Origin of the sequence: Burkholderia sp. BCC0397 (assembly GCF_902832865.1) — a bacterium.
Taxonomy (GTDB): Bacteria; Pseudomonadota; Gammaproteobacteria; order Burkholderiales; family Burkholderiaceae; genus Burkholderia.
In genome coordinates, this window is record NZ_CADFDL010000022.1 from 29,229 (window position 1) to 51,598 (window position 22,370).

Genomic DNA, 22,370 nt, shown 5'->3' on the forward strand with positions numbered 1-22,370 from the left:
CCACACCGACGCCTCGCACCCGACGCAACTTCTCATCACTCGTGAAACCGGCGATCCATCTGCGTACGGCGTCTCAGGAAGATCTCCCGTTCCTGCTGACACTCCGTCGACTCACGATGACCGAGCACCTGCAGCGCGTCGGCGCGCCGACCGACGACGATGCGCACGACCGGCGCATCCGCGCGAACTTCGACGACGCGATGATCGTCTGCGAAGGCGCCAATGCCATCGGCCTGCTGAAGGTGACACGCGCCGCCGGCGAATGGCACGTCCACCAGATCCAGATCCTCCCCGCGCACCAAGGCCACGGAATCGGCGAAGCCGTGCTGCACGCATTGCTGACCGATGCGGCACGCGCGCACGTACCAGTGTCGCTCAGCGTGCTGCACGGCAACCCGGCGCGGCGGCTCTATGAACGCCTCGGCTTCCGCGTCGCGTCGGAAACCGACACGAGCGCGAACCTGATCCGGCACGCGTGACGCGCGTCGTTTCGACGCCGCCGCATTTCCATTACTGCGTGATCTTCGCGTCCTTCAGCAGATTGCCGATCATCTGCGCACTCGCCTTCTCGGCCGCAATCGCCTGCAACTGCTGCTGAAGCGTCGGCTTCGCGGTTTCGAAGCCCGGCACCTGCGTCGGCCGCTTCGCATCCAGCTTCACGATCGCCCGCACGCCATCGACCGGAATCGAATCCTTCGTCGCCGCGCCGACCGTCAGCTTCTCGAGCGCCTGCGCGACCGGCAGCGGCAACCCGGCCGTCTTGCCTTCCGCCGCCGGCGTGTTGAAGCTCACCCACGGCAGCTCGCCGCCGGTATCGCGGCTCGGCGCCAGGCTGTACTGGCGTGCCAGCCCGTCGAACGACTTGCCCGCTTTCAGCTCGCTCAGCACGGTCGCCGCCGCGACCGCATCCTTGACGACGATCACGCGCGGCTTGTATTCGTTCTTGCCGAGCGCCGCGACGAGTTCGTCGTAGCGCGCCTTGACCTGCTCGTCGGTCACCGGCTCCGGCTTCACGTTGTCGCGCAGGTACAGTTGCACCTCGGCCGTCACCTTCGCCTGCTGCATCGCCGCCTTGACCTCGGGCTTGTCCGCGTAGTTCGCCTTCTCGGCCGCCTGCTGAACCAGCACGCGCGTGATCAGCTGGTTCTTGATCGCCTGGCGGATCTGCGGCGAATCGGGCTGCCCGGACGCGCGCAGCAGCGTATCGACGTCGGCCTGCGTGATCGGCGTGCCGTTGACGGTCGCGACGGTCGCCGCCGTCTGTGCGTGGACAGGGCCGCTCAGTGCGCCGGCCAGCGCGACGATCGTCAACAGGCGGTTCGGTATCGTTTTCATTTTCATCGTGATGTCGCTTCAAGCATAAGAAACGCGGCAGAGGGCAGCCGCGCCCGTTCATCGTGCACGCCCGCACGACGTCTGCGGGAGCCGCTGCCATTGTGCACGGAACCGCATTTCCACGTCGGGAGGTCGGGGAAGCGGGTCCGACGCGGCGCCGCACGCATTGTGCCCGCGGTTCATTGCATGCGCGTTGAGCAACCATCCGCGGAAATGCTCACGATTGCTTTCACGACTTCGCGACTACGGCCGCCGCCCGAAGCGGCCGCACGTTCAGCACGTCAGGGCGTCCACCGGTACACGGTGATGCTGTTCCCCTTCACGTTGTTCTTCATCACCACGTACTCGCCGTTCGACCGGCGGTACGCGCGGATGCTGTACATCGCATCGATCGCGCTGCTGGTATCGACGGTCGCGGGGCTCGCGTTGACCAGCGTCGTGTCGAGATTGCCGGTGCTGAGGTTGAACGCGTCGACGTTCGGCCACAGCGGCCCGCTGCTGCTGAACCAGTAGCCGACGAACAGGTGGTTGCCCGCCGCGTCGATCGATTTCGCGCCGCTGTGCGGCAGCGTGATCACCGGGTCCGGCTTCGTCGTATTGCCCGCGCGCCAGCCGTGATACACCTCGATGCGCGTGCCGATCGACGTCCAGTCGTTGCTGCCGACCGCGCCCTGCGCGAGCACCATCGTGTCGCTGTCCGCGAGATAGACGATGCGCGTGAGCGGCTGGATGCTGGCCGGAATGCGGGTCGCGACGCCGGCTCCCCACGACGGCTTGCCGTTCGCGTCGAAGCCGGTCAGCGGGTAATGCGTGATCGCGCCGGTCTTGTCGAGGCCGGCCCATACGCCGCCCTGGCTGTCGACGCTGAAGCCGCCCGTCACGCGCTGCGTCGTGTTGAACGCGGGGCCCGGAATCGAGCCGTCCGGAATCGCGATGTAGCCGTTCGCCGCGTTGAAATGATAGAAGTAGAAGACCGGCGGATTCTGGCCGGCCGCGACGAGGATCCGGTTCGCGCCGACCGACGTGAGCAGCCCGAAGTGTTCGTCGCGCTGCGTATCGCTCATGTTGATGCGCGGGTCCGACGGATACGTGAACGGATCGACGGTGTTCGCGACGAACTTGCCGCCCGCGCTGCCGCTGTAGATGTGCGTGCCGCCGTAGAACAGCGCGCCGTCCGTGACCGGGTCCGGCGCGGCGATGCCTTCGAAGTTCAGCGACTGCAGCGTCCAGCGCAGGTTGCCGCTGCTGCCGTACGCGTGAATGTCGGTCGCGCCGTTGCGGCCGAGATCCCAACTGCCGCCCCACGGGTTGTTGAGCACATAGAGGTTGCCGCCGGTGTCCTTGCCGATCCCGACGATGCGCGTGAAGCGTTGCGGGCCGACCTGCCCCTTGATGCCCGTCGTCGTGTCGAGATAGCCGCCGCGCACGCCGAACGCGCCGGCCAGCGCGGGCCGGCCCGAGATCGAATAACGCTTGATGTTCTGGTCGGGGCCTTCGTCGCCCACCAGCAGTTGCCCGGCCGCCGCATCGACATACAGCGCCGACGGGTGCGAGCCGGCCGGCATCCGGATCGTGTTCAGCAGCGCGCCGGCCGGGCTGAAGCCGACGATCGAGCCGGCACTCTTCTGTGCGACCCACACGTTGCCCGCGCCGTCCACCGCGAGCGCGCCCGGCGCCGACACGCCGATGTCCCGCTGCCACACGCCATCGGTGGTGAACACCCGCACGCGATTGCCGTAGAAGTCGCTCGCATAGAGCAGCGAGCCGACCGTCGCGAGTCCGGTGACGACGTCGATGCGCGGCTGATTGGTCGCCGCGCTGACCTGGATCACGAGGTCGCGATACTTCGTCGCGCGGTTGTAGCGCCCCACCGCGCCGCTGCCGTACGTCTTGCCGGGCTGCAGCGCGACGAACAGCGACGTCGCATTGCCGGTGATCGCACTGCCCTGGAATTCCGAATGCGCGCCGATCGAGCCGAGGCTCTTGCCGTTCTGGTAGATCGCGACGCCGCCTTCATCCTCGTCCCACATCGACGCCGTGTAGATCACGCCTTCGGGCGCGACCCACATCGCGCGCGCGACGTTGCCGACGTGCGCCGCGAGCGTGCCGTACGTATTCGCGATCCAGTCGGTGGTGTTGGCTGCGTGAGCAGCGGGCGCAAATGCGGCGATCGCCGCGGCAACGAGCGCGGCCCGGATTTGTTGTCTGGCGACCATGACGGATGCTCTCCTGAACGGGACAAACATTCACATAAGGGATCGGCCGGCCAGATGGCTTGAAGTCCGCGAGATGTAAATTCTTCCCCGAATCATCCGGCGCAGTCGGTATGACGTACGGCATGCATTCGATAATGCGCAGGGCGAGAATAGCGTTATATAAATCGAAAAAAATTGCGAATCACCCGCGCTTGCGACAAGCGCCGCCGCGTGTCAGTGAATGGTCACTTCCACGCCGAATCGGGAATCGGAAGAATCAGGCTGTTGCCTGCGGGAATATCGCCGCCGGTTCGGCGTCGATAAATTGAAACGGCGAATGCCATTCCGGAAGTATCGGAAAAACCACTGCACCCAAACAAATCGCCGACCTGAATCCGTATCGAATCCAGGCCGGCGATCGTCATTGACTACGGGGCAGGCAACGCGTCGCCACGCATCATGCCGACGTTTCGCGCACCTTCACTTCCGGCACGCGCGCGCCGTCCGAATCGTCGTCGCGCGGCGCGTCGAGCTGCCCTTCCCACTTCGCGACCACGGCCGCCGCGATCGAATTGCCGACCGCGTTGGTGGCCGAGCGCCCCATGTCGAGGAACATGTCGACGCCCATGATCAGCAGCAAGCCGGCTTCGGGCAGGTTGAACTGGTTGAGCGTCGCCGCGATCACGACCAGCGACGCGCGCGGCACGCCGGCCATCCCCTTCGACGTCACCATCAGCATCAGCAGCATCGTGATCTGCGTGCCGAGCGGCAGATGGATGCCGTACACCTGCGCGATGAACAGCACCGCGAACGTGCAGTACATCATCGAGCCGTCGAGGTTGAACGAATAGCCGATCGGCAGCACGAAGCTCGAGATCTTGCGGTTCACGCCGAAGCGGTCGAGCGCATCCAGCAGCTTCGGATACGCGGCCTCGGAGCTGGCCGTCGCGAACGACAGCAGGAACGGCTCGCGAATCAGCCGGAGCAGCGTGAACGCACGCTTGCCGAGGAACGTCACGCCGGCGAGCGTCAGCACGGCCCACAGCAGCGCAAGCGCCAGATAGAAGCTCGCCATGAACTTCGCGAACGTGAGCAGGATGCCGAGCCCTTCGGTCGTGATCGTCGACGCCAGCGCCGCGAACACCGCGACCGGCGCGAACAACATCACCGCCCCCGTCACCTTCAGCATCACCTGCGCGAGATCGTCGATCACGCCGGTCAGGCGCTTGCCCGATTCGCCGAGCGCGGACAGCGCGGTGCCGAAGAAGATCGAGAACACGACGATCTGCAGGATTTCGTTGTTCGCCATCGCCTCGGCGATCGACTTCGGCACCAGGTGCACCACGAAATCCTTCAGCGTGAACGCGCCCGTCTTCAGGTTGAGCGCCGCATCGGACGGCGGCAGCGGCAGGCTCAGGTGGCTGCCCGGCTGCAGGAGCGTCGCGGTCAGCAGACCGAGCAGCAGCGACGTGAACGACGCGATGAAGAACCAGCCGAACGCCTTGACGCCCACGCGGCCCACCGCGCTGCCGTCGCCCATCTGCGCGATGCCCACGGTCAGCGTCGCGAACACCAGCGGCGCGATGATCATCTTGATCAAGCGCAGGAACACGTCGGACAGCAACGACACGTAACCGGCGACTTCCTTCGCCATCTTCGGGTCGGGAAACGCGCTATGGCAGGCGTAACCTACGGCGATGCCAAGAATCATCGCGACAACGATGTACTTGGTAATGTTGTGCTTCTTCTTCATTAGTGGTCCAAATTACAAGGCGTATGTTGCTAACGGCTGGTCAATCAGTCGCGTCCGGCTGCGAATCGAAACCTGTGTCGCCATGCGGGCGATCTGTCCGCTTCGGGCGGTCTCCGGCGGTCACCAGGGCGGACAGGGGGGGCATTCTAACGCAAATGGCGCACCGGCTTTCAATTCTGAAAGCGGCGCGGGTTGATTTGCGTCCTGATGTCGTCGGGAAAGGGGTTGTGTCGCGGTCCGGGCCGCTTCCCGCGCGGCCGGATGCCGGGGAATGTCAGTGAGTCGCGCAGAAGGCGGCCGGCCCGAAAAGACGCGGCAGGCCGGCGACGCCGGGCGTCAGGCAACCAACACGCAGGTGTCGGCCGCCATGCCGGTCACGATCGCTTTCGCGGGAAATCGTCGCACACGGGCCGACACGATCCAGCGAGCGCGACACATCGTCACAAAGATGCGCAGACATCGACACTACCGCACGTAACCGCTCTGTTATCCGTACGGGGATCTCGACGCACGCGTGCGCGACCAGGTCATCGCTGCCGGTTACGGCAATGCGACGACGACCCGCCGCGGATGTGCCGGTGCGGCCGACGATCCGTTTCTGTTGCCGCGGATTCCGGTGGCGAGCGGGGTCGGCGCTGTGAGGTTGTGGTGCAAGTGTTTGAAGGCGCGGGTGGGGGCGGCCTGGTAGCGCGCATCATCGCCGAAACGCGACTCATCCACCGACCTCTCGATACCCGTCCATGCCATGCGTGCGCACGGACGGGCCTCGCCGTCAGGTCAAGCCGGCGAGCATGAACGCGCCAACGGGATCGCGAATCGTCCCGCCGGCCGCGTGTTCGCCGGACGCATCGGCCCGGCTGTCCGTTACCGGTCGTACTCGAAGGACTCGGTGAAGGCCGTGTCGATCGAATCGGACCAGCTCAAGCTCACGAACGAGAAGTCGGTGCTGCCACCCCAGCCGGCCACCGACGGGAACGCGACGCCCTGATCGCCCGGCACGTTGAGCGTCACCGCCGCACCCGGCTGGACCGGCGGCGCCGATGCCGTACCGTTGACGAACGTCGCCACGGTCTGCCCGGCCGCGGTTGCGCGAATCTGCACGTTGCCGCGCTTGACGAACGGCAGCCCCGCTTTCGACGTCCAGCCCAACGGAAAGATCGTGCCGCCCGCGAACGTGCCGGCGGAGCCCGGCGTCAGCTTGTCGCGCGTGGACTGCGCGAGATCGTGCCACGCGTACTGACGCAGCGCGTCGGGCGACGGCGACGGCGTACGCACCCGCACCGTGTAGTGCCTGGCCGGCGTCGACGTGTTGCCGTTCTGGTAGACGTCGATCGTATAGGCGCTGAACGGCTTGATGTCGGCCAGCTCGGCGGCGCTCAGTTGCGGCTTCGCCCACGCGGTATTGTTGCGCGGCGCGTCGCCGGGCCACGTGAACAGGCCCTGGTTGGCCGGGTCCTGCGCGACGCCGGCCAGGCGGAAGTTGTTGCGGCACTGCGCGCTCTTCGCCAGGGCGGCGAGCTGCGCCGGCGTCTGCCCGCTTGCGATCTGCGCACGGATGTTCAGCGTGTCGCAGGTGCCGCTCGACGGCTGGAGAAACACGCCGTTGCGCAAGCCGGGGCCGTTGACGATCGCGAAGTCCACCGCGGTGCCGGCCGCGTCGACGGCCCCCACCTGCAGGTTGAGCGAATCGACGAACGCGTTGGTCCCCGTCGACGGATTAGCCGGATTCAACCAGTCCCACTTCTGCGCGTTCGCGTTGACCTTGCTCAGTACCGCGCGCTGGTTGCCGATCACGCGCCAGCCGGTATCGCCATTCGCGAGACTGCCCGCCCGCACCGCGAGCTGCACATGTTGCTGCATGCCGTCGCGAATGCCGTCGCTGCGCGTCCACGCGAGCTTGACCCACATCGTGTCGCTGGCGACGACGCGAATGACTTCCGGCAAGCTGAAGCTGGCGTTGTTCATCGCATCGTCGGCCACGATGCCCGGCGTGCCGCCGGCGGGCGCACCGAACTCCTGGTCGACCGACATCCCGTTGTTGAGATACGCGGCGGGCACGCCTGCATTCAGCGCGCCGGACGCGACATCGTCGACGAAGATCTGGCCGCACGCCGATACGCTGCCGCCCGTGCGCGCCGCGCCGGTCGAACCGGCGAAACACTGGTTGAGCACGCGCTGCAATGCCGCCAGATCGCTGGCGCTCGGCAGGTTCGACACCACCGCGCCATTGATCGTCGCGGCGGCCGGCAGGCTGGCCTTGTCGCTCGCCTGCGGCGCGACGCCGGGCGCGAGCTGAAGCTGCACCGGCGTATCGCTGGACGCGCCCGCCACCGAGCTGATCTGGACGCCGCCGTCCGGCAGGACGTTGATCTTCACCTGGTCGAGCAACCGGTCGAGCCCCGGCGCACCCGCGGTCAACGGGCCGGAAATCAGGTCGACGCCCGTATTGCCGGTGGCGGCCAGCAGGTCGGCCAGCACCGACGAATAAGCCTGCACCGTGCCGGCAACCGCCTGGGCCGTAACCTTGCTTTGCAGCAAACCGGTGTCGGCCATCAGCTTCGTCGGATTGTCCCCGATGATCGTGGCGGCGATCGCGTTCGTGATCGGCGTGATGTTGATCGTCTGCGTGCCGGCCGTGGCGCTGAGCGCGATCAGCGTGGCCTGCGAATCGGCGACGTTGCCGTATGCGGACAACGCAAAAGGTGCGGTCAGGCCAGTCACCGCGCAATGAAACCCGCCGGTTGACGCATCGGCCGGACAGTCGACCGCCTTGCCGGTCGCATCGACCAGCTTAACGGTGGCGCCCTGCATCGCCGCGCCGGCGGCCGCGACCCCGCTGACCGTCTGCGCCGCGGGTGCCCCGGGCGGCGACGAAGAACTGTCGCTACCACCGCACGCCGACAGGACGAGCGCTGCAATACCGGATACGACAGGCGTGAGTTTCATTGCGTTTCCCCCGACATCCTTCTGGTTGATGCGTGTCATATGCACCGCTCATGCACGCTGGACGGCGAGGATTCTCGCAAAGCCGATTTTTGCGATCATCATTCAGGTGGATGAAAATCGGGAAATAACACTGCATGAAACGCAAATAACCTGTGTTAGCCTGAAAAAAATTCGGTATTCGAAGCAATATCGTCAGACAAAATGCATATACGAAGATCGCGAAGCGACGGGGGGAAGCATGCAACGGGACCAACTCATCGGGGACCTCTATGAGGCCGCGCTGCAACCGGACGGTTTTCTCGAAGTTTTTCATCGGGTATCCGAATCGCTCGGCGCAAACGTTTTTCACATGTTCAGTTGGGACGCCGCGCGCAATGCGCCGCAATTCTCGATCTATTCGCCGCGCGCGGAATTCGACGAGATCATCGCCCGCTACGACCAGTATTACGGCGCGCTCGATCCACGCCGCGGCTTCGTCGAGAGCGCACCGCTCGGCGAATTCGTGTGCTGTCAGGATCACCTCACCGACTGCGACGTCGAACGCAGCGAGTTCTTCCAGGACTTTCAGATTCCGTCGGGATTTCGCTACCTGATGGGGATTCGCTTCGCGCGCCCCGGCAGCGACAACATTCTGCTCGGGTTGCTGCGAGCGCACGGCCGGACGCCGTATTCGTCGGAAGAACGCGCGACCCTGACCGGCATGGCCGGGCATCTGCAACGCTCGATCAACCTGTGGCGAGACGCGCGCGTGCTGCATCGCGACGCCACGCTCGGCGCCGAACTGATGGAGGAGCTGGGTCTTTCCGTCTTTGCACTGGACAGGCACGCGCGCGTCGTCTTCGTCAACCGGGCGGCCGAGTCGATGCTGCGCGCCACCACCTGCCTCAAGATCGAGAACGGGTGCCTGAGCGCGACGAGCGCGCCGCAGAACGATGCATTCAAGGCGGCATTGACGCGCGTCGCGAAGACCCGCAAGGGCGAGAGCCTTGCGCTTTCCGGCACGCTGGTGGCGGCGCATGAAATTTTTCTCAGCATCGCGGCACTGTCCGGACAAGCGCTCCATGCGACGTTCGGCGACGCGACGATGCTGATCACGGTCAGGCGACGCAACGCCGCCCCGCTCGTCGTCGCACAACAGTTGCGGCAGTCGTTCGGTTTGTCGAGCGCCGAAGCCGCAGTGGCGGAAGCGCTGATCAACGGCAAGACGCCTGACGAATGTGCGGCCATCGCGGGCGTGTCGCTGGCGACGGTTCGTACTCAATTGCGTGCGATCTATGAAAAGACGCATTCGCGGAATCAGGCCGAAGCGGTCGGGCGGATGCTTTGGGTGCTCCCGCAGTACAAGCGCGAGGATTGAGACGTCGAAGGGGCTAGCGGGTCGTATCTGGCTCAGTCGATCTACCGGACCGCTGCCTCCTGCGCCAGCCGTCTTTTGACGCCCACGAACGCCAAGCCGGCCAGCGCGATGGATCCACAATAGAACAGCAGCGCCGTCACATCCGTTCCCAGCCGGGAGAACACGAACCCGACCGCCAGCATGCCCAATCCGAGGCCGGTGCGCTCCGCAACGTACGAGATACCGATCACGCGATCGCGTGACGCGGCCGGTGTCGATTGCAGGAGCGAATAGTAGATCGTCTCCGTGGCGGCGTCGAAAATGCCTGCCAGCAAGACGAAGCCCAACATGCCCGGCATGCCGCGCACCTCGAAGACGCCGAGGAAGCACGCGAAGGTCAAGATCAGCAACTCGATGAAATACGGCTCGAGCGGCTGGTGACGCGATTCGAGACGCTCCAGCAAGCGCGGTGTCACTGCCGCGGAAACGAGCCGTCCGACACCCCACACCGCCATCAGCCAGCCGTACAGAAACGCGGGCTGATTCGCGTCGAACAGCTGCGACCTGATCGGGAAGCCGACATTGTGCGTACCGGAGCCGAGCGCTTCGACGAAGCGCGCGCCGATTACCAGCATCACGATGGCCGACAGATAACGCGCCGCGCCCGGCCGCACGCCGGCCTCGGCGGCAGCCTGTGTCTCCTCGGCCGGTCGATGTCGGCGCGGCATGTTGCCCACCAGCATCAGGAATGCAATGGCGGAGACCGCAAACGTGATCGAATCGATCAGGAATACGAGCTTGTAGGCCAGGTACTGCGTGATCACCGATGCGAGCAGGCTGCCGCCGACCACCGACACGCCATCGGTCGCACTGAGGATCGCATTGAAACGATGCCGGCCCTCCTGCCCGACCATTTCCGGAACCTCGGACATGATGGACACCCGGTACATCCCCTGAAAAAGGCCGATGAAGAAGGGCACGAAATAGATGAGCGACGCGTCGGCGGCACGCGACGACGTAGCCAGCACGCCGATCGCCAGTGCACTGCCCGCTTCCGCGGCGAAGATCAGGGTACGGCGGGAGAACCGGCTCAGCCGCGGCACCGCGGCACCGCCCGCGACCGCACCCAGCAGGCGCGACGCCATCGTCAGGCCGAGCAGCGCAGCGGAGCCCGTGACCTCGAGCGCGTAGGTCGCCAGAACGATGCTGATCATCGTCGAACTGATGTCGGAGATCGTCTTGAACGACAACCAGACGTACCACTGCGCCAACGAAGACGAAGCGCATTTTTCTAGAACCAGCTCGGATTTCATGTCAGCTCATCTCGCTGAGGAAAAGGAAATCAGCAACATGTCCCGGAACGCGAGTTCGTCAGGGTTGGCTTGCTGAACGGCATTGGCACTCGGGTACAGCACGGCGTCGTTCACGACCACGGTAGCGAGGAAATCCGTCAGCGGCCGTGCGAACAACGGAACAATGCCCTCGCGTTTTTTACAATTACCAATCAGCATCAATTCTATGATTAAGGACCACGCACCTCGCAGAAATGGCAGGTTTAATACATCCACCAAAGATAGAACACTCAACTCTTCCCAAATTATTAAAACACCCCTCATCAAGACGCCTTTGAATCAATCCCGATATCGAATACTTCAGGGCGTCGCGCCTTACATTTTGATAGCAAGATCGCGCGTGAGAGCCAGATGACACCGCCACGCATTATGTCGGCAAGCCGTGCAATCCACAAAAAATGTAGATAAACTACATTGCGCCTATCCAGCTCCGCCCCAATACCCCCAAGGCATATTGACATTAATCACCGGAAATTCTCCCATATCCCGCCCTTGACCAGCCACGCCATCAGCGGTTAATGTTGAAAAACTACATGATTTAGCCGGCCATTCTGTTACGGGCACTGGCTTGCTTTTTCGTGGCTTCGCTTCCGCCGAGAGCAGGACAATAATTTCTTACATAAAAGAAAGGAATGCGAATATGTTTGTCAGGAACCTGAGAGATGTCGAAAAAGATGGACTGCTTGTCGAATGGGGCTCCGGCACAAGCCATCGCTTGCTGACGGAAAAGGACGGCATGGGCTACGGGGTGTGCCATACGGTGGTGCGTGCGGGTACGGAATCGCTCCTGCAATACCGCAACCATCTCGAAGCCTGTTATTGCATTGCAGGCGAAGGCGAGGTCGAGGACATGAACGGTAACGTCTTTCCGATCCGCCCGGGCACCCTCTACGTGCTCGATCGACACGACCAGCATTACCTGCGCGGCGGCAAAGACGGGGATCTGGTGCTTGTCAGCGTCTTCAATCCCCCGCTCAAGGGACACGAACGGCATAACCTGGAGTCTGCGGAAGCGTCCGCTTACTGAGGCTCGATACGCTCATTCCGGGAGGCCCCGGGGTACCCGCCCTCCCGGCAACGTCCGCAGGAGCGCGCATGCATCGCGTGCTCCGCGCAAAAGAAAGGTGACTGTTCGTGCGCGCCCAGCATCAAGCCTTTTTCCATTCGCTTTTCCTTGCCCGCCTCGCCGACCAGATTCTGTTGTTTCTCGTGCCGCTGGTCATCTTTCAGATGACAGGGCGCGTGTCCTGGTCGGGCATCGCGTTTTCGCTCGAAACACTGCCGAGATACCTGTGCTTCCCGTTTCTAGGCGCGCTTTGCGACCGGTATTCGCCCACGAAACTGATGCGCGTCAGTCAGGTTCTCCGCGCGGCAGTATGCGTCGCGGGCGTCGCCGCCTACGACCTCGTCGGCGGCATCGGATGGCTGATCGCGCTGTCCGCGTTGTGCGGCATGCTGACGAGTCAGGGCATCGTGGCGCGCGAGGTGATGCTGCCGCAGATATTCAGCAGCCATCGCTTCGAAAAAGTGCTGTCGTATTCGCAATTGGCCGACCAGCTTGGCCTGGTGCTCGGCCCCATGCTCGCGGCGATCCTGCTGTCCTGGTGGCGCTGGGAATTCGTCGTGGCCACCGCGGCCGTGCTGTTTGTCACGGCCGACGTCGCGCTCGCCTATTGGCAAAAGGCCAGCGCGTTCGAATTCGTGATGCCGGAAGGCACGCACGGCACCTGGTTCACGCCGATCAGGACGGCCTTGTCTCACGTCGCCCGTCTCCCAGGCCTCAAGTCCGTCATCATGCTGGCTGCCGCGGAGAACCTCGTGATCGGCGTCACGCTCGCGACATCCGCCGCGATGGTCACCGGCTTTCATCACGAAAGCGGACGCTATTACGCAGGACTGCAAACGGCAGGCGCGTGCGTGACGATCGCGATTCTGCTGATGACGGCGAGGTTGCATGTCCCGAGGCGCGTCCTCGGCCTCGTCGGCTTCGGTTCGATCTGTGTCGGCGGCGTTATCGCGGCAGCCAGCCCGGGAATTGCGGGGTACGTTTTCGGCTTCCTGCTGATCGTCGGATTCGACAAGATGTTCAATGTGTACATCCGGAGCACGCGGCAGAAGATCATCCCCGCGCGCGACTACGGCAAGACGACGGGAGTCGTCATCCTCCTCAACAACATGACACAGCCGCTCGCGGGCGTCGCGGTAGGCGCGTTCTCGACGCGTTTCGGACCAGACACGGTAATCATGGTGCTGTCCGTGTGCATGGGTTGCCTCGGGTTGCTGGTCTCGCTCGCGCCCCGCATTCGAAAGGACCACAGCCCCTCGTCGGCCTCGGTGTCCTCACATGAAGGCTGATGCCATGATTGAACGATTCCCGACATACTTCGAGCGCAGCGCGAGCAGCCGGCGAGACAAAGTCGCGCTGGTGGTCGACGGACGTTCGGCAACCTACGGCGAATTGCTGGACGTGATGTTGACGATAGCCGATACGCTTCACCGTCTCGGCATTCCCGCCGGCGCGCGCGTCGCGCTCTATTCGGAGATGTCCGTGCATGCGGTGGCGGCTGCATTCGGCATCCTGAAGGCGGGATGCGTACTGGCATGCATCAGGCACACGATCGACACCGCCGAACTGGAGCAGCAGATCGCGGATTGCGGCGCCAGCGCGCTCGTGGCATCGCGATTGACCTCGCCCCGCGTCGCATCCCGTCATCGCGCGGTCACGATCGACGCGACCCGCGGCGACCTGTCGGAATATGTCGTCTGCTTCGCGACCGACGGCGCATCCGAAGCCGGCAATCCCTCCATGGATGACGCCGCAACGATCTTCTACACATCCGGCTCGACCGGCGATTCGAAGGGCGTGCTCGTCACGCACCGGAACATGATTGCCGCGTTCCGCTCGGTCTCCGGCTATCTCGGCAATAGCGAACGCGACATCGTGCTCGGTTTCTCCCCGGGCTTGAGCTCGGACTACGGCTTTTACAACACGGTCATGCCGCTGCTGTTCGGGGGCCGTGCCGTGGTCGAGACGGCGTTGCCCGCGTCGGCCGCCGCCATCGTCGACATCATCGAGCAACACGGCGTAACCGGCCTGCACGTCTTTCCGCCGGCGCTTTTCCGCCTGTGCGAATCGGGCGACCTGCCTGCCTCGAGACTGCAATCGCTGAGGTATGTCTCGACCAGCGGACAGGCGTTGCCCGGCAAGTACATTCGCCTGCTCCGGCGGGCGCTACCGGCTGTCCTGATCTACTGCAACTACGGTTCGACCGAGTGCAAACGCGTCGCCTACCTGCCGCCCGCCGAACTCGATCGACGTATCGGCTCGGTCGGCAAAGCCATTCCGGGCATCAGAACCTACCTCGTCGGCAACGACAATGCGCTCGTGGTCCAGCCCTGGCAGGTCGGTGAACTGGCGGTAGCCGGCGATCTGCTGATGGAGAAATACTGGGGGCGCGAAAGCGATACCGCCCGCGTCATTCGCACAGGATGTTTCGGTGAATCGCGCGTGTTCATGACCGGTGATCTGTTCGCGATGGACGAGGACGGATTCCTGTTCTTTCAATGCAGGAAAGGCGACCTGTTCGATCGAGACGGCGTGCCAGTGAATCCGCGCGCCGTCGAGCGGGTATTGCTCGACCACGAATCCGTTGCGGAAGCGCTCGTCGTACCGGTTTCCCGGTCCGACGGCGCACGCGTCCCCAAAGCCTATGTCGTTCCGGCTGCGACATCTGCGGCCAATGCAATCGAGCTGCTCGATCATTGTCGCCGCCATCTGGATTCCGCCGCGGTTCCGGCAAGCATCGACTTTCTGCGAGCGCTGCCAAGAACGTTCGGCGGCAAGGTGTCCGCCCAGGGCTTGAACTGATACCACATGCGAAGAGGTCAATCATGACGTCAAGCGGAATCGAGAACGGCGCGGAGCAATACCTGGAAAGCGCGCCGATGATCCGGATGGCAAGTTATTTTCACAGCCTTGCGACGGGCGCGACGCAGGTGCCGAAGCAATCGGTCGCGAGCCGCATCCGCCATTTGCTGCGCGATCCGGACGTGCTTGCGTATCACGACCTGATGGTCGCCGAAGCCGGGCCGCTGTTCACGCATTTCCTTGCCAGCGTGCCAGCCATACTGGAGGAAATGTCGCGCGTCGGCGTCGCGCTCACGCGGTATTCCGAACGTTGCAGGCAGCACGCGGATCAGCACTTCGAGTTTTACGAAGTCGATGCCTTCGACGGTACCAACGGCAGAACGCTGGCAAAACGATCGAACGGCCTGATCCGCACTTTCACGAACTCGCCCAATCCGGCCAACGAAACGGCGTTCAACCAGTTCGCCAATCACGACTTCTCGACGTTCCACCCGCAGGCATTCGCCCACGTCACCCCTCGGCTGTTCCGGGAGCATGCGCGCCTCGACCGCTTCTCCGGCACGTTCGACTACATCTACGAGACTGCTGCATTTCAGTTCTATGGCGTGGATCGCGCGGACCAGATTCGTCATGTCGCGCGCCTGCTCAAGCCGAACGGATTGATCTTCTTCCTCGAGAAGCTCAACTGCGATTCGCTCGACGAGTACGACAAGCGCGAGAGCGTCAAGGACGAACTGCACAAGCGTCATTACTTCAGCCGCGAGGAAATCGACTGGAAGCGCAACCAGATGCTTTCGCAGATGCAAAACGGACAGGTGACGTTCGATACGCTCGTCGCGTCGATCCACGCGCAGTTCGAACATGTCTATCTGCTCTGGAACGGGACGAATTTTTACGAGTTCGTCGCCTCCAACGACGCACGATCGATCGAGGAATTCGTCTCGCTGCTCGGCGAACCCTGCATCGAGCCCGTGTTCTGCTTCGATCACCCCGTACCGCGCAGAGTGGCCGGGCCGCGAGGAGACGCGACGTGATGCAGCTGCATGATGACCTCCCGTCAATGGATACGATCCGGTCATGCGTGGACGGGCTCGAACTCGAGCGCACGCAGATCGGACGACGCATCGAACAACTGCTCCCGCGCTGGCAGGCTCGCGCACAGGCGGCCGATCAGTTCGCGCGCCTGTCGCCCGAGACAATGGCCGAACTGCACGACGCCGGGCTCCTCCACCTGCTGACACCGCGCCGCTACGGCGGATTGCAGCAGGACTTTCCGACACTCGTCGAAGCTGCGCGGCTCGCGGCCACCGCGTGCGCGTCCACGGCCTGGATGTTGAGTGTCGTCGGCGGACATGTGACGACTGCGGCGCGCCTGCCCGCCGCCTCTCAGGACATCATCTTCGCGAACGGGCCGCGACAGCTGTTCGCGACGGCCACGGTTCAGAACGGCACGTTCGTCAGGGACGGCAGCGGATTCCGGTTGAACGGCATCTGGCGCTACAGCTCGGGCATCGATCACGCAACCTGGGTGATCGTCTCGGCACGACTCGGCGGGACGGACGCACCGGAGGCCCAGGAGATCTTCAAGGTCGTGGTTCGACGCGAAGACGTCCGTGCGCTCGACACGTGGCACGTGTCCGGCATGCGCGCGACAGGTTCCAGGGATATTGCATTCGACCAGCTGTACGTATCGGACGAGTGGGTCTTCGCTCGTTCGAACTATTTTGGCCCGCATCCCGCCGGCGCCGACCTGCATCCCGACGCGTATCTGTACGACGTGCCGCTCATCCCGTACAGCACGACGTGGATCATCGGACCGATTCTGGGCTGCGCACAGGGCGCGTATATGCACTGCATCAATACGCTCCGCAGCCGCGGTAGAAGCGGCGACGCGGTGCTTTGCGGGCACATCGCGAAAAGCGACGCGGAGCTCGCCTGCGCGGGTCGTCTCTACGACGCACTGGTCCGCACCTTGCACACGGCCGGCATCGCGCGGCGCGCGGTGTCGCCTGCCGAGACGGTCCGCATCAGGCGTGATCGCGCATTCATCGCGCAGCTTTGCGTCGACGCGATCCGACGACTGATCGGCAGCATGGGCACCGCCGTGGCATTCGACGCCCATCCTGCACAACGTCACTGGCGCGACCTGCAGGTCATGGCATCGCACATCGACGTCGGCTGGGACGCGGCAGCTGTTGCGTATGGCGGCCACGCGATCGCGCATTCGACGGACACCTCCCGCGATTCCCCGCCGGTGTATCAGTGAATACCGCGGCGCCGGACGACGAAACGGAGATGATCGACATGAACCGGGACGCGATATTCCGCGGAATTGCCGATGCGCTGGGACTCGCCGCAGACGAGGACTTGGGTGCGGCCGGGCGGTACGCTCCGCTCATGCGCTGTGACAACCAGATCTTCGTCAGTGGACAAATTCCGAAGCTTAACGGCGAAATCACCATTCGCGGTTTGATCGGATCGGACGTGTCGGTGGACAGTGGGCGGCGCGGCGCGATGATCTGTGCCGCTCGCTGCATCGCGCTATTACAACGGTCACTCGGCACCCTCGATCGGGTCCGGGCAGTTCCGCGCATCGGCGTCTACATGCAAAGCGACCCTGCATTCGAAGAACACAGTGCCGTCGCCGATGGCGCATCGGAGGTGGTGTATTCCGTGTTCGGCGAAGCGGGCGTACACGCCAGAACGTCACTCAGCGCATTCCGGCTGCCTCGATACGCTGCGGTCGAAGTGGATCTGGTTGCGTTCGTCTGGCAGGATTCCGCTGAAGGCAGGCTCACGGCGAGGGGGTAAGGTGCAGACGCAAAATTCCAAAAATTGCGCCGGTTAAAGCAGATTATTTCGAGGCGTTTTCATCATCAATTCAAAGACAACATATTGGGGCTGCGGAGATTTTTTCGGAGAACCAACAACATCTGTGGGCTCGCAGAAAAGGTGTCTTTGCCCCCCTATAAAAATCAAGGGCTTGGACATCTTTTTTGAGAAATCGACATACCTCTCGCCTCAGAAAAGATGTCCGCAGCCCTGGAAATTCTCAGAAAAGTTGTCCTTGGGAATGTCACGGCTCTGCCGAGGTGTCCCGACGGAACTCGGCGATCAGTGGCGCAATGGACGAGCGTTTCAGCGACCAGCACCGTCGACACTGCTGGTGCTATAACTGTGCAAATTGTAGTCTTCGATGAACCCTGATCTGGCCCGCGATTCAACGCCGCCCCTCGATTTCGACCGGTTCATGGCGTCTTTGAATGAGCCGAGAGCACTGCGCCGATCGTCTCGGCACGACGCTTCGCTGCCGCACTACACATCGACATACAGACGCTCGCTCGACTAGCCCATGTCCATCGCAATACCATCAGTCGCCTTCCCGGCGCCGAAAGTGTGCAAAAGTATCTGCAAGACGCGTTGCGGATCATCCGAACTGCAATCGATATCTCCGGAGACGCGACTCGCCCTTGCGCCAGCGCTCCCACATTAGCGCTTTCTGGCTGTCTGTATAGTAGCTCCGCCGTCTCTTTTTCATTGGAACACTGCTCGCTGCTATGCAGCCTCAAGGGTGTTGCATCGACGGGTTGAATCCGCAACCAAATCCCAAACTACTAGGTTCTGAATTCGATCCTAATTAGTTTCGCGATCCTCATGAAGCGCCTCTAAAAGCATGTCGCAACTGAACAGAAGCCAAATCGCGACGCTGATTGCAAGGATGAGCATTCGTTCAACTTGCCATCGAGGTTGTCTTTGGCCGCCTCGACCGATCAAATACTTGGACATATTTTCTGAGAAAACTGTATGCCTGTTGTCAGAAAGGCTGCCTTTGGGAATGGCACCAGACCTAAGTGTTTCGACGGAACTTAGCAGCACGCAGCACCTATCACATTTGAAAGACTTCCAAGGTCACGGTTCGTTATCTCTTCTTCTCTGAGCATTCCGCAACGCAATGAAGAAACAAATGCCGAGGGCGATGCCGGATATCCAACTCAGCACGCCAAACGCGCCGACCGTCCGCAAAAGATATGACACACGCGCCATGCCAAGTAAGCCGCCAGTCAACAAGACTAGCCACAGTACCCGTATTGCCCACCATAGCGGCGACCGCTTGAACCAACTCGCACCCCGGTGCCTCCCGACAAAATCTAGTGCAACGAGACCTACAAAAATAGTGGAAAACCATACCCAACACCAAAAAAAAAGCGACCAAGACATTATTGGCATCATACATACGGACTCTCGATTATCTGTGGCTCATCGCCTATTAAAAAATCCGCCCAGCGACGTAGGTGTCCCTGCATTAAAACCAAAACTGAATAAGCCCGCACTGGCAGCGCTCGCTGCCCCTAGCTCGCTAGGATTCAAGGCTGGATTTATCGCCAACCCACCTCCGAAAAGCCCCGCCAATGCGCCGATAGCACCTTGGGCACCCGCCGCCCCCCAATTGATGCACGACGGTGATGTGCCGCCGACTAACTGGCCGGCCACGTTTCCGGCTGCTCCGGCAAGACCGCCTGTCGCAGCACTGGAAAGGGCAAACATGCTTCCAGTCCCAAATGAGACGGTGCTAAGAGCACCAACGCGACTCCGACTGCAACACCTACAAAACTCCCTCAGCAGATACTCCCGAGGTATTGATGGCTGAAAGGCCTCCGCTTATTCCACCGATGACGCCACCGACGATAGCAGCTCTGCACCACAGACAGTAGTCGCGCGGGTCGTTTAAATTCACCGAATTAATCGAGACATAGGCGTATTTATCAAGCCACTTGAAGTGTGTGATTTCATCACACTCCGAGTAGCAACAAACGTACTTTGTAAATAAAATCACTTCATCTGTTACGATGTCCAAAATCTTGGATGGAACCCCACTACCGAGCAGTCGCGAAATCAATTCCTCAAGAACTTGGCCACCTGTCGCATTTAAAACGCACCAAATACTATTAAATTTAGATCTCAAAATTCACAATCTACAAGCCAAACAGCGATCTGTAAAAGTGAAAAGCATTTCCACCTGCCCTCCCGGAAGTTTAGATAGAACAAGATGACCACGTCTTCCTGTCGACGTCATATATGTGTCAAACTCCACCGATGCATCAGTCCAGCGCACATTAGAGATTTGATATAACTCGCCATCGAGGAAGTCTCGACCAGATACGGTAAGTCCATTTACGGTAGCACTTACTGTGTATTCCGATCGCGCATCATCTTCATCTGCGCGCCAGGTACCTATCATCTGATGACTGGAAAATAAAGATGAAACTTTTCCCACGACTTTCTCCAATAACACATTGATATCTACCCCGGGAAGCCCGGAGGCTTTGGCTTGACTATTTTCTTCCCCGTTTGAGGATCTTTATAAATCACCTTATCAGGATCTGTCGGATGCGGTTTCATATGTTTGAATGGATTGTCTGTTCCGTATGGACTTCCAGCCCATCCCCGTTCACCGCCGCCTCCGTTGCCACCGTCCATTGCTATACCTTGCGTCGGAACTTCGCAAGCCGAAGCAGGTGAGTCTGGCAAATCAAAAGGCAAAGAACCACCCAAAGCCATTAATCCCAACGGATCCACTAAATTTATCGGATCGCCATTTACGTAGGCGTATAGGTTAGCCCCCGTGACTAAACCGATCGAGTCCTCTGACGCAAATCGGCTGAATCCTGGTAGGTAGTACCGTGCCCGGTAGTAGTATAGGCCGGTGCCATCATTCTCACGTCCCGTGTACTGAACCGGGTTGGAATTCACTTCGCCAGAGGCGGAAGTGTTACCGTACGGTTCATATACGTAGCTCGTTTTGATCGCGCCACCCGCATCTGTGAGTGCTACCGTGCTGCCCAACGCATCGGTGACGAAGTTACGTGAGCCGAGGGCGTCGGTACGGTTATAGATTTCATCAGCGCGAAGGCCGGTCAATAGGTTTGCTGTGGGTGCGCTACCCGCCAGCTCCTGAACCACGTTCGGTCCATCGAAGACGAAATTCGTCGCTACACCGTTCACCGTCTTACCGGTGCGTCGCCCCAGTGTGTCGTACGCAAAGTTCGCGCTCGCCGTCCCTGCCAGCGAGGCGAGTCGGCCGCGCGAGTCCCAGCTGTAAGTGAGGCTGCCGTCGCCCGTGAGATTGCCGTTTGAGTCATAGGTGAGTGTGGTACCAGACCAGTTCGTCAGACGGTTATCCGCATCGTAGGTCGCACTGGCCAGCGTAGCCGGAAGGTTTAGGCTGGCCAGTGTGCCGCCAATCTGTGTACGCCGGCCGGCGTTGTCGTACGCGTAGGTCAGGGCGCCGACGGCGGTACTGCCATTCGCGTAGGTTATCCCGGTCAGTTGATTCGCGATATCGTAACTGTAGGTCGCGACGATCCCGTTGGCCAAGGTCAGCGTCGATCGCCGACTTGCGGCATCGTAAGTGAATCCCACCTGCGCGCTGCCCTGCGTGACGGCGGTAAGGCGGTTCCCATTGTCATAGGTGTATGTGACCGCATTCTGACCCGCCACTTGGAAGCTTGTGCGCCGGTTCGCTGCATCGTATGCGTACGTCACACCACCTAGCGGAGTGGTTTCGGCCGTAAGGCGATCAAGGCCATCGTAGGTGCGCGTGATAGTTCCACCCTGACTGTCAGCGATCTGCGTGGCGCGGTCACCCGCATCGTAGGTAATAGCCACAGTCGCATCGGGCGACGTCGGACTCCCCCCGGAATTGGTCTGCCCGTAGGCAGCCGACACCCCGCGGTTCAGTCCATCGTAACTGAACGTCGCGATCTTACCGTTCCGATCGGTGAACTTAGTGAGGTTGTCGTTTCCATCATAAATGTAGGTTTCGATTGCCTGCAGCGGATCAGTGCGGCTCGCCCGTCGCTCCTTCGAGTCGTAAGCAAAGGTCGTTACTCCACCTCGCGCGTCCGTGAAGGTCGTCAGGTTGCCATTGGTGTCGTAAGCGAAGGTCGTGACGCCGCCTCGCGCATCCGTTACGCGGGTCGGCAAGCTGCGCCCGTTATAGTCGAACACTGTGCGATTACCGAGCGGATCCGAGACGGACAGTAACCGGCCGACTCCGTCCGTGTAGCGGATAATTGCACGGCCGAGGGCATCAGTGATGCCCGCGAGGTCCCCATACTGATAACTGAACGTCGTGGCATGACCCAGCGGATCAGTGCTCCCGATCATCTGCCCGAGGCGGTTGTAAGTAAAGTGAGTGGCGTTGCCTAGCGGGTCGTCGATCTCGGTGAGATTGCCCGAGGTGTCGTACCGGTAGGTCGTGGTGTGACCCAGCCCGTCCGTGTAGGTGATCGGGCGGTTAAACACCGACTCATAGGTATAAGTACCAGTGACCGCCTGCGAAGTCCCCGACAGCGCCGTCACGGTCGCGAGATTGCCTGCAGCGTCATAGGTGTAGGCTGTCGTTCGTCCCAACGCATCAGCGCTGGAGGTCAGCCAGTTGGTGCCAACACCCCGACCGTAGGTAAAGGTCTGCGCTTCCGGTTTACCTACTGCCCAGCTGGCGCTAGTCGCATACCCGCTGCTGTTGAACGCGATCTGACGCACATTGCCGTTCGGATCCGTGATACTGGTTTGCGTCACGTTC

16 protein-coding genes and 2 pseudogenes are annotated in these 22,370 nt (G+C 61.8%); 10 read left to right on the forward strand and 8 right to left on the reverse strand.

Going from position 1 to position 22,370, the window contains the following annotated elements; translation table 11 throughout:
• The first annotated feature begins 41 nt into the window (after positions 1 to 41).
• On the forward strand, positions 42 to 479 hold the full coding sequence (locus HWX03_RS35790) for a GNAT family N-acetyltransferase (protein WP_175874555.1): 438 nt from the start codon (positions 42 to 44) through the stop codon (positions 477 to 479).
• 31 nt (positions 480 to 510) lie between these two features.
• Here HWX03_RS35790 and HWX03_RS35795 read toward each other — a convergent pair whose 3' ends face one another.
• From HWX03_RS35795 to HWX03_RS35810, 4 genes are all read right to left on the reverse strand, one after another.
• Positions 511 to 1,341, reverse strand: coding sequence for a peptidyl-prolyl cis-trans isomerase (locus tag HWX03_RS35795; RefSeq protein WP_175874556.1), 831 nt, complete (start codon positions 1,339 to 1,341; stop codon positions 511 to 513).
• A 275-nt stretch (positions 1,342 to 1,616) separates the two neighbouring features.
• Positions 1,617 to 3,551 (reverse strand): SMP-30/gluconolactonase/LRE family protein, encoded by a 1,935-nt coding sequence (locus HWX03_RS35800; RefSeq protein WP_175874557.1) that lies wholly within the window; start codon positions 3,549 to 3,551, stop codon positions 1,617 to 1,619.
• A gap of 224 nt (positions 3,552 to 3,775) precedes the next feature.
• Positions 3,776 to 3,955 carry a hypothetical protein gene (locus HWX03_RS35805; protein ID WP_175874558.1) on the reverse strand — a complete coding sequence of 60 codons (180 nt, stop codon included), beginning with the start codon at positions 3,953 to 3,955 and terminating at the stop codon, positions 3,776 to 3,778.
• Positions 3,956 to 3,987: 32 nt separating this feature from the next.
• Entirely contained in the window at positions 3,988 to 5,283 is a 1,296-nt protein-coding gene (locus HWX03_RS35810; RefSeq protein ID WP_175874559.1) for a dicarboxylate/amino acid:cation symporter, read from the reverse strand.
• 484 nt (positions 5,284 to 5,767) lie between these two features.
• On the opposite strand from HWX03_RS35810, the pseudogene HWX03_RS37155 reads away from it, so the two are divergent.
• Positions 5,768 to 5,971, forward strand: a pseudogene (locus tag HWX03_RS37155) (polysaccharide deacetylase family protein); the annotation flags it as partial.
• A 176-nt stretch (positions 5,972 to 6,147) separates the two neighbouring features.
• Here the strand turns inward: HWX03_RS37155 and HWX03_RS35815 are convergent.
• The gene (locus HWX03_RS35815) at positions 6,148 to 8,229 is read right to left on the reverse strand and encodes a hypothetical protein (RefSeq protein WP_175874560.1); all 2,082 of its coding nucleotides are present in this window, start codon (positions 8,227 to 8,229) and stop codon (positions 6,148 to 6,150) included.
• Between the two features lie 238 nt (positions 8,230 to 8,467).
• Here HWX03_RS35815 and HWX03_RS35820 point away from each other — a divergent pair, with 238 nt between their 5' ends.
• Complete coding sequence (locus HWX03_RS35820) at positions 8,468 to 9,586, forward strand: helix-turn-helix transcriptional regulator (RefSeq protein ID WP_175874601.1); 1,119 nt, start codon at positions 8,468 to 8,470, stop codon at positions 9,584 to 9,586.
• Between the two features lie 41 nt (positions 9,587 to 9,627).
• On the opposite strand, the gene HWX03_RS35825 is transcribed toward HWX03_RS35820, so the two are convergent.
• Positions 9,628 to 10,878, reverse strand: coding sequence for an MFS transporter (locus HWX03_RS35825; RefSeq protein ID WP_175874561.1), 1,251 nt, complete (start codon positions 10,876 to 10,878; stop codon positions 9,628 to 9,630).
• 6 nt (positions 10,879 to 10,884) lie between these two features.
• Positions 10,885 to 11,076: a hypothetical protein gene (locus tag HWX03_RS35830; RefSeq protein ID WP_175874531.1), complete on the reverse strand. Its 192-nt coding sequence runs from the start codon at positions 11,074 to 11,076 to the stop codon at positions 10,885 to 10,887.
• Between the two features lie 481 nt (positions 11,077 to 11,557).
• Here HWX03_RS35830 and HWX03_RS35835 point away from each other — a divergent pair, with 481 nt between their 5' ends.
• The 7 genes and pseudogenes from HWX03_RS35835 to HWX03_RS37160 all read left to right on the forward strand — a co-directional run.
• A complete protein-coding gene (locus HWX03_RS35835) occupies positions 11,558 to 11,944 on the forward strand; it encodes an ectoine synthase (RefSeq protein WP_174433576.1) in 387 nt (128 codons plus the stop codon).
• A 107-nt stretch (positions 11,945 to 12,051) separates the two neighbouring features.
• The gene (locus HWX03_RS35840) at positions 12,052 to 13,272 is read left to right on the forward strand and encodes an MFS transporter (protein ID WP_175874562.1); all 1,221 of its coding nucleotides are present in this window, start codon (positions 12,052 to 12,054) and stop codon (positions 13,270 to 13,272) included.
• Complete coding sequence (locus HWX03_RS36780) at positions 13,262 to 14,785, forward strand: class I adenylate-forming enzyme family protein (protein ID WP_208456833.1); 1,524 nt, start codon at positions 13,262 to 13,264, stop codon at positions 14,783 to 14,785. The genes HWX03_RS35840 and HWX03_RS36780 overlap by 11 nt, the downstream gene beginning before the upstream one ends.
• Positions 14,680 to 15,819 carry a class I SAM-dependent methyltransferase gene (locus tag HWX03_RS36785; RefSeq protein WP_244132866.1) on the forward strand — a complete coding sequence of 380 codons (1,140 nt, stop codon included), beginning with the start codon at positions 14,680 to 14,682 and terminating at the stop codon, positions 15,817 to 15,819. The genes HWX03_RS36780 and HWX03_RS36785 overlap by 106 nt, the downstream gene beginning before the upstream one ends.
• Positions 15,819 to 17,051: an acyl-CoA dehydrogenase family protein gene (locus HWX03_RS35850; RefSeq protein WP_175874602.1), complete on the forward strand. Its 1,233-nt coding sequence runs from the start codon at positions 15,819 to 15,821 to the stop codon at positions 17,049 to 17,051. Before HWX03_RS36785 ends, HWX03_RS35850 begins: the two co-directional genes overlap by 1 nt.
• 29 nt (positions 17,052 to 17,080) lie before the next feature.
• Positions 17,081 to 17,596, forward strand: coding sequence for a RidA family protein (locus HWX03_RS35855; protein WP_175874563.1), 516 nt, complete (start codon positions 17,081 to 17,083; stop codon positions 17,594 to 17,596).
• Positions 17,597 to 17,981: 385 nt separating this feature from the next.
• Positions 17,982 to 18,244 (forward strand): annotated as a pseudogene (locus tag HWX03_RS37160) (DUF2384 domain-containing protein); the annotation flags it as partial.
• Positions 18,245 to 20,086: 1,842 nt separating this feature from the next.
• Here the strand turns inward: HWX03_RS37160 and HWX03_RS35860 are convergent.
• A complete protein-coding gene (locus tag HWX03_RS35860) occupies positions 20,087 to 22,366 on the reverse strand; it encodes an RHS repeat protein (protein ID WP_175874564.1) in 2,280 nt (759 codons plus the stop codon).
• Between the last annotated feature and the right edge of the window lie 4 nt (positions 22,367 to 22,370).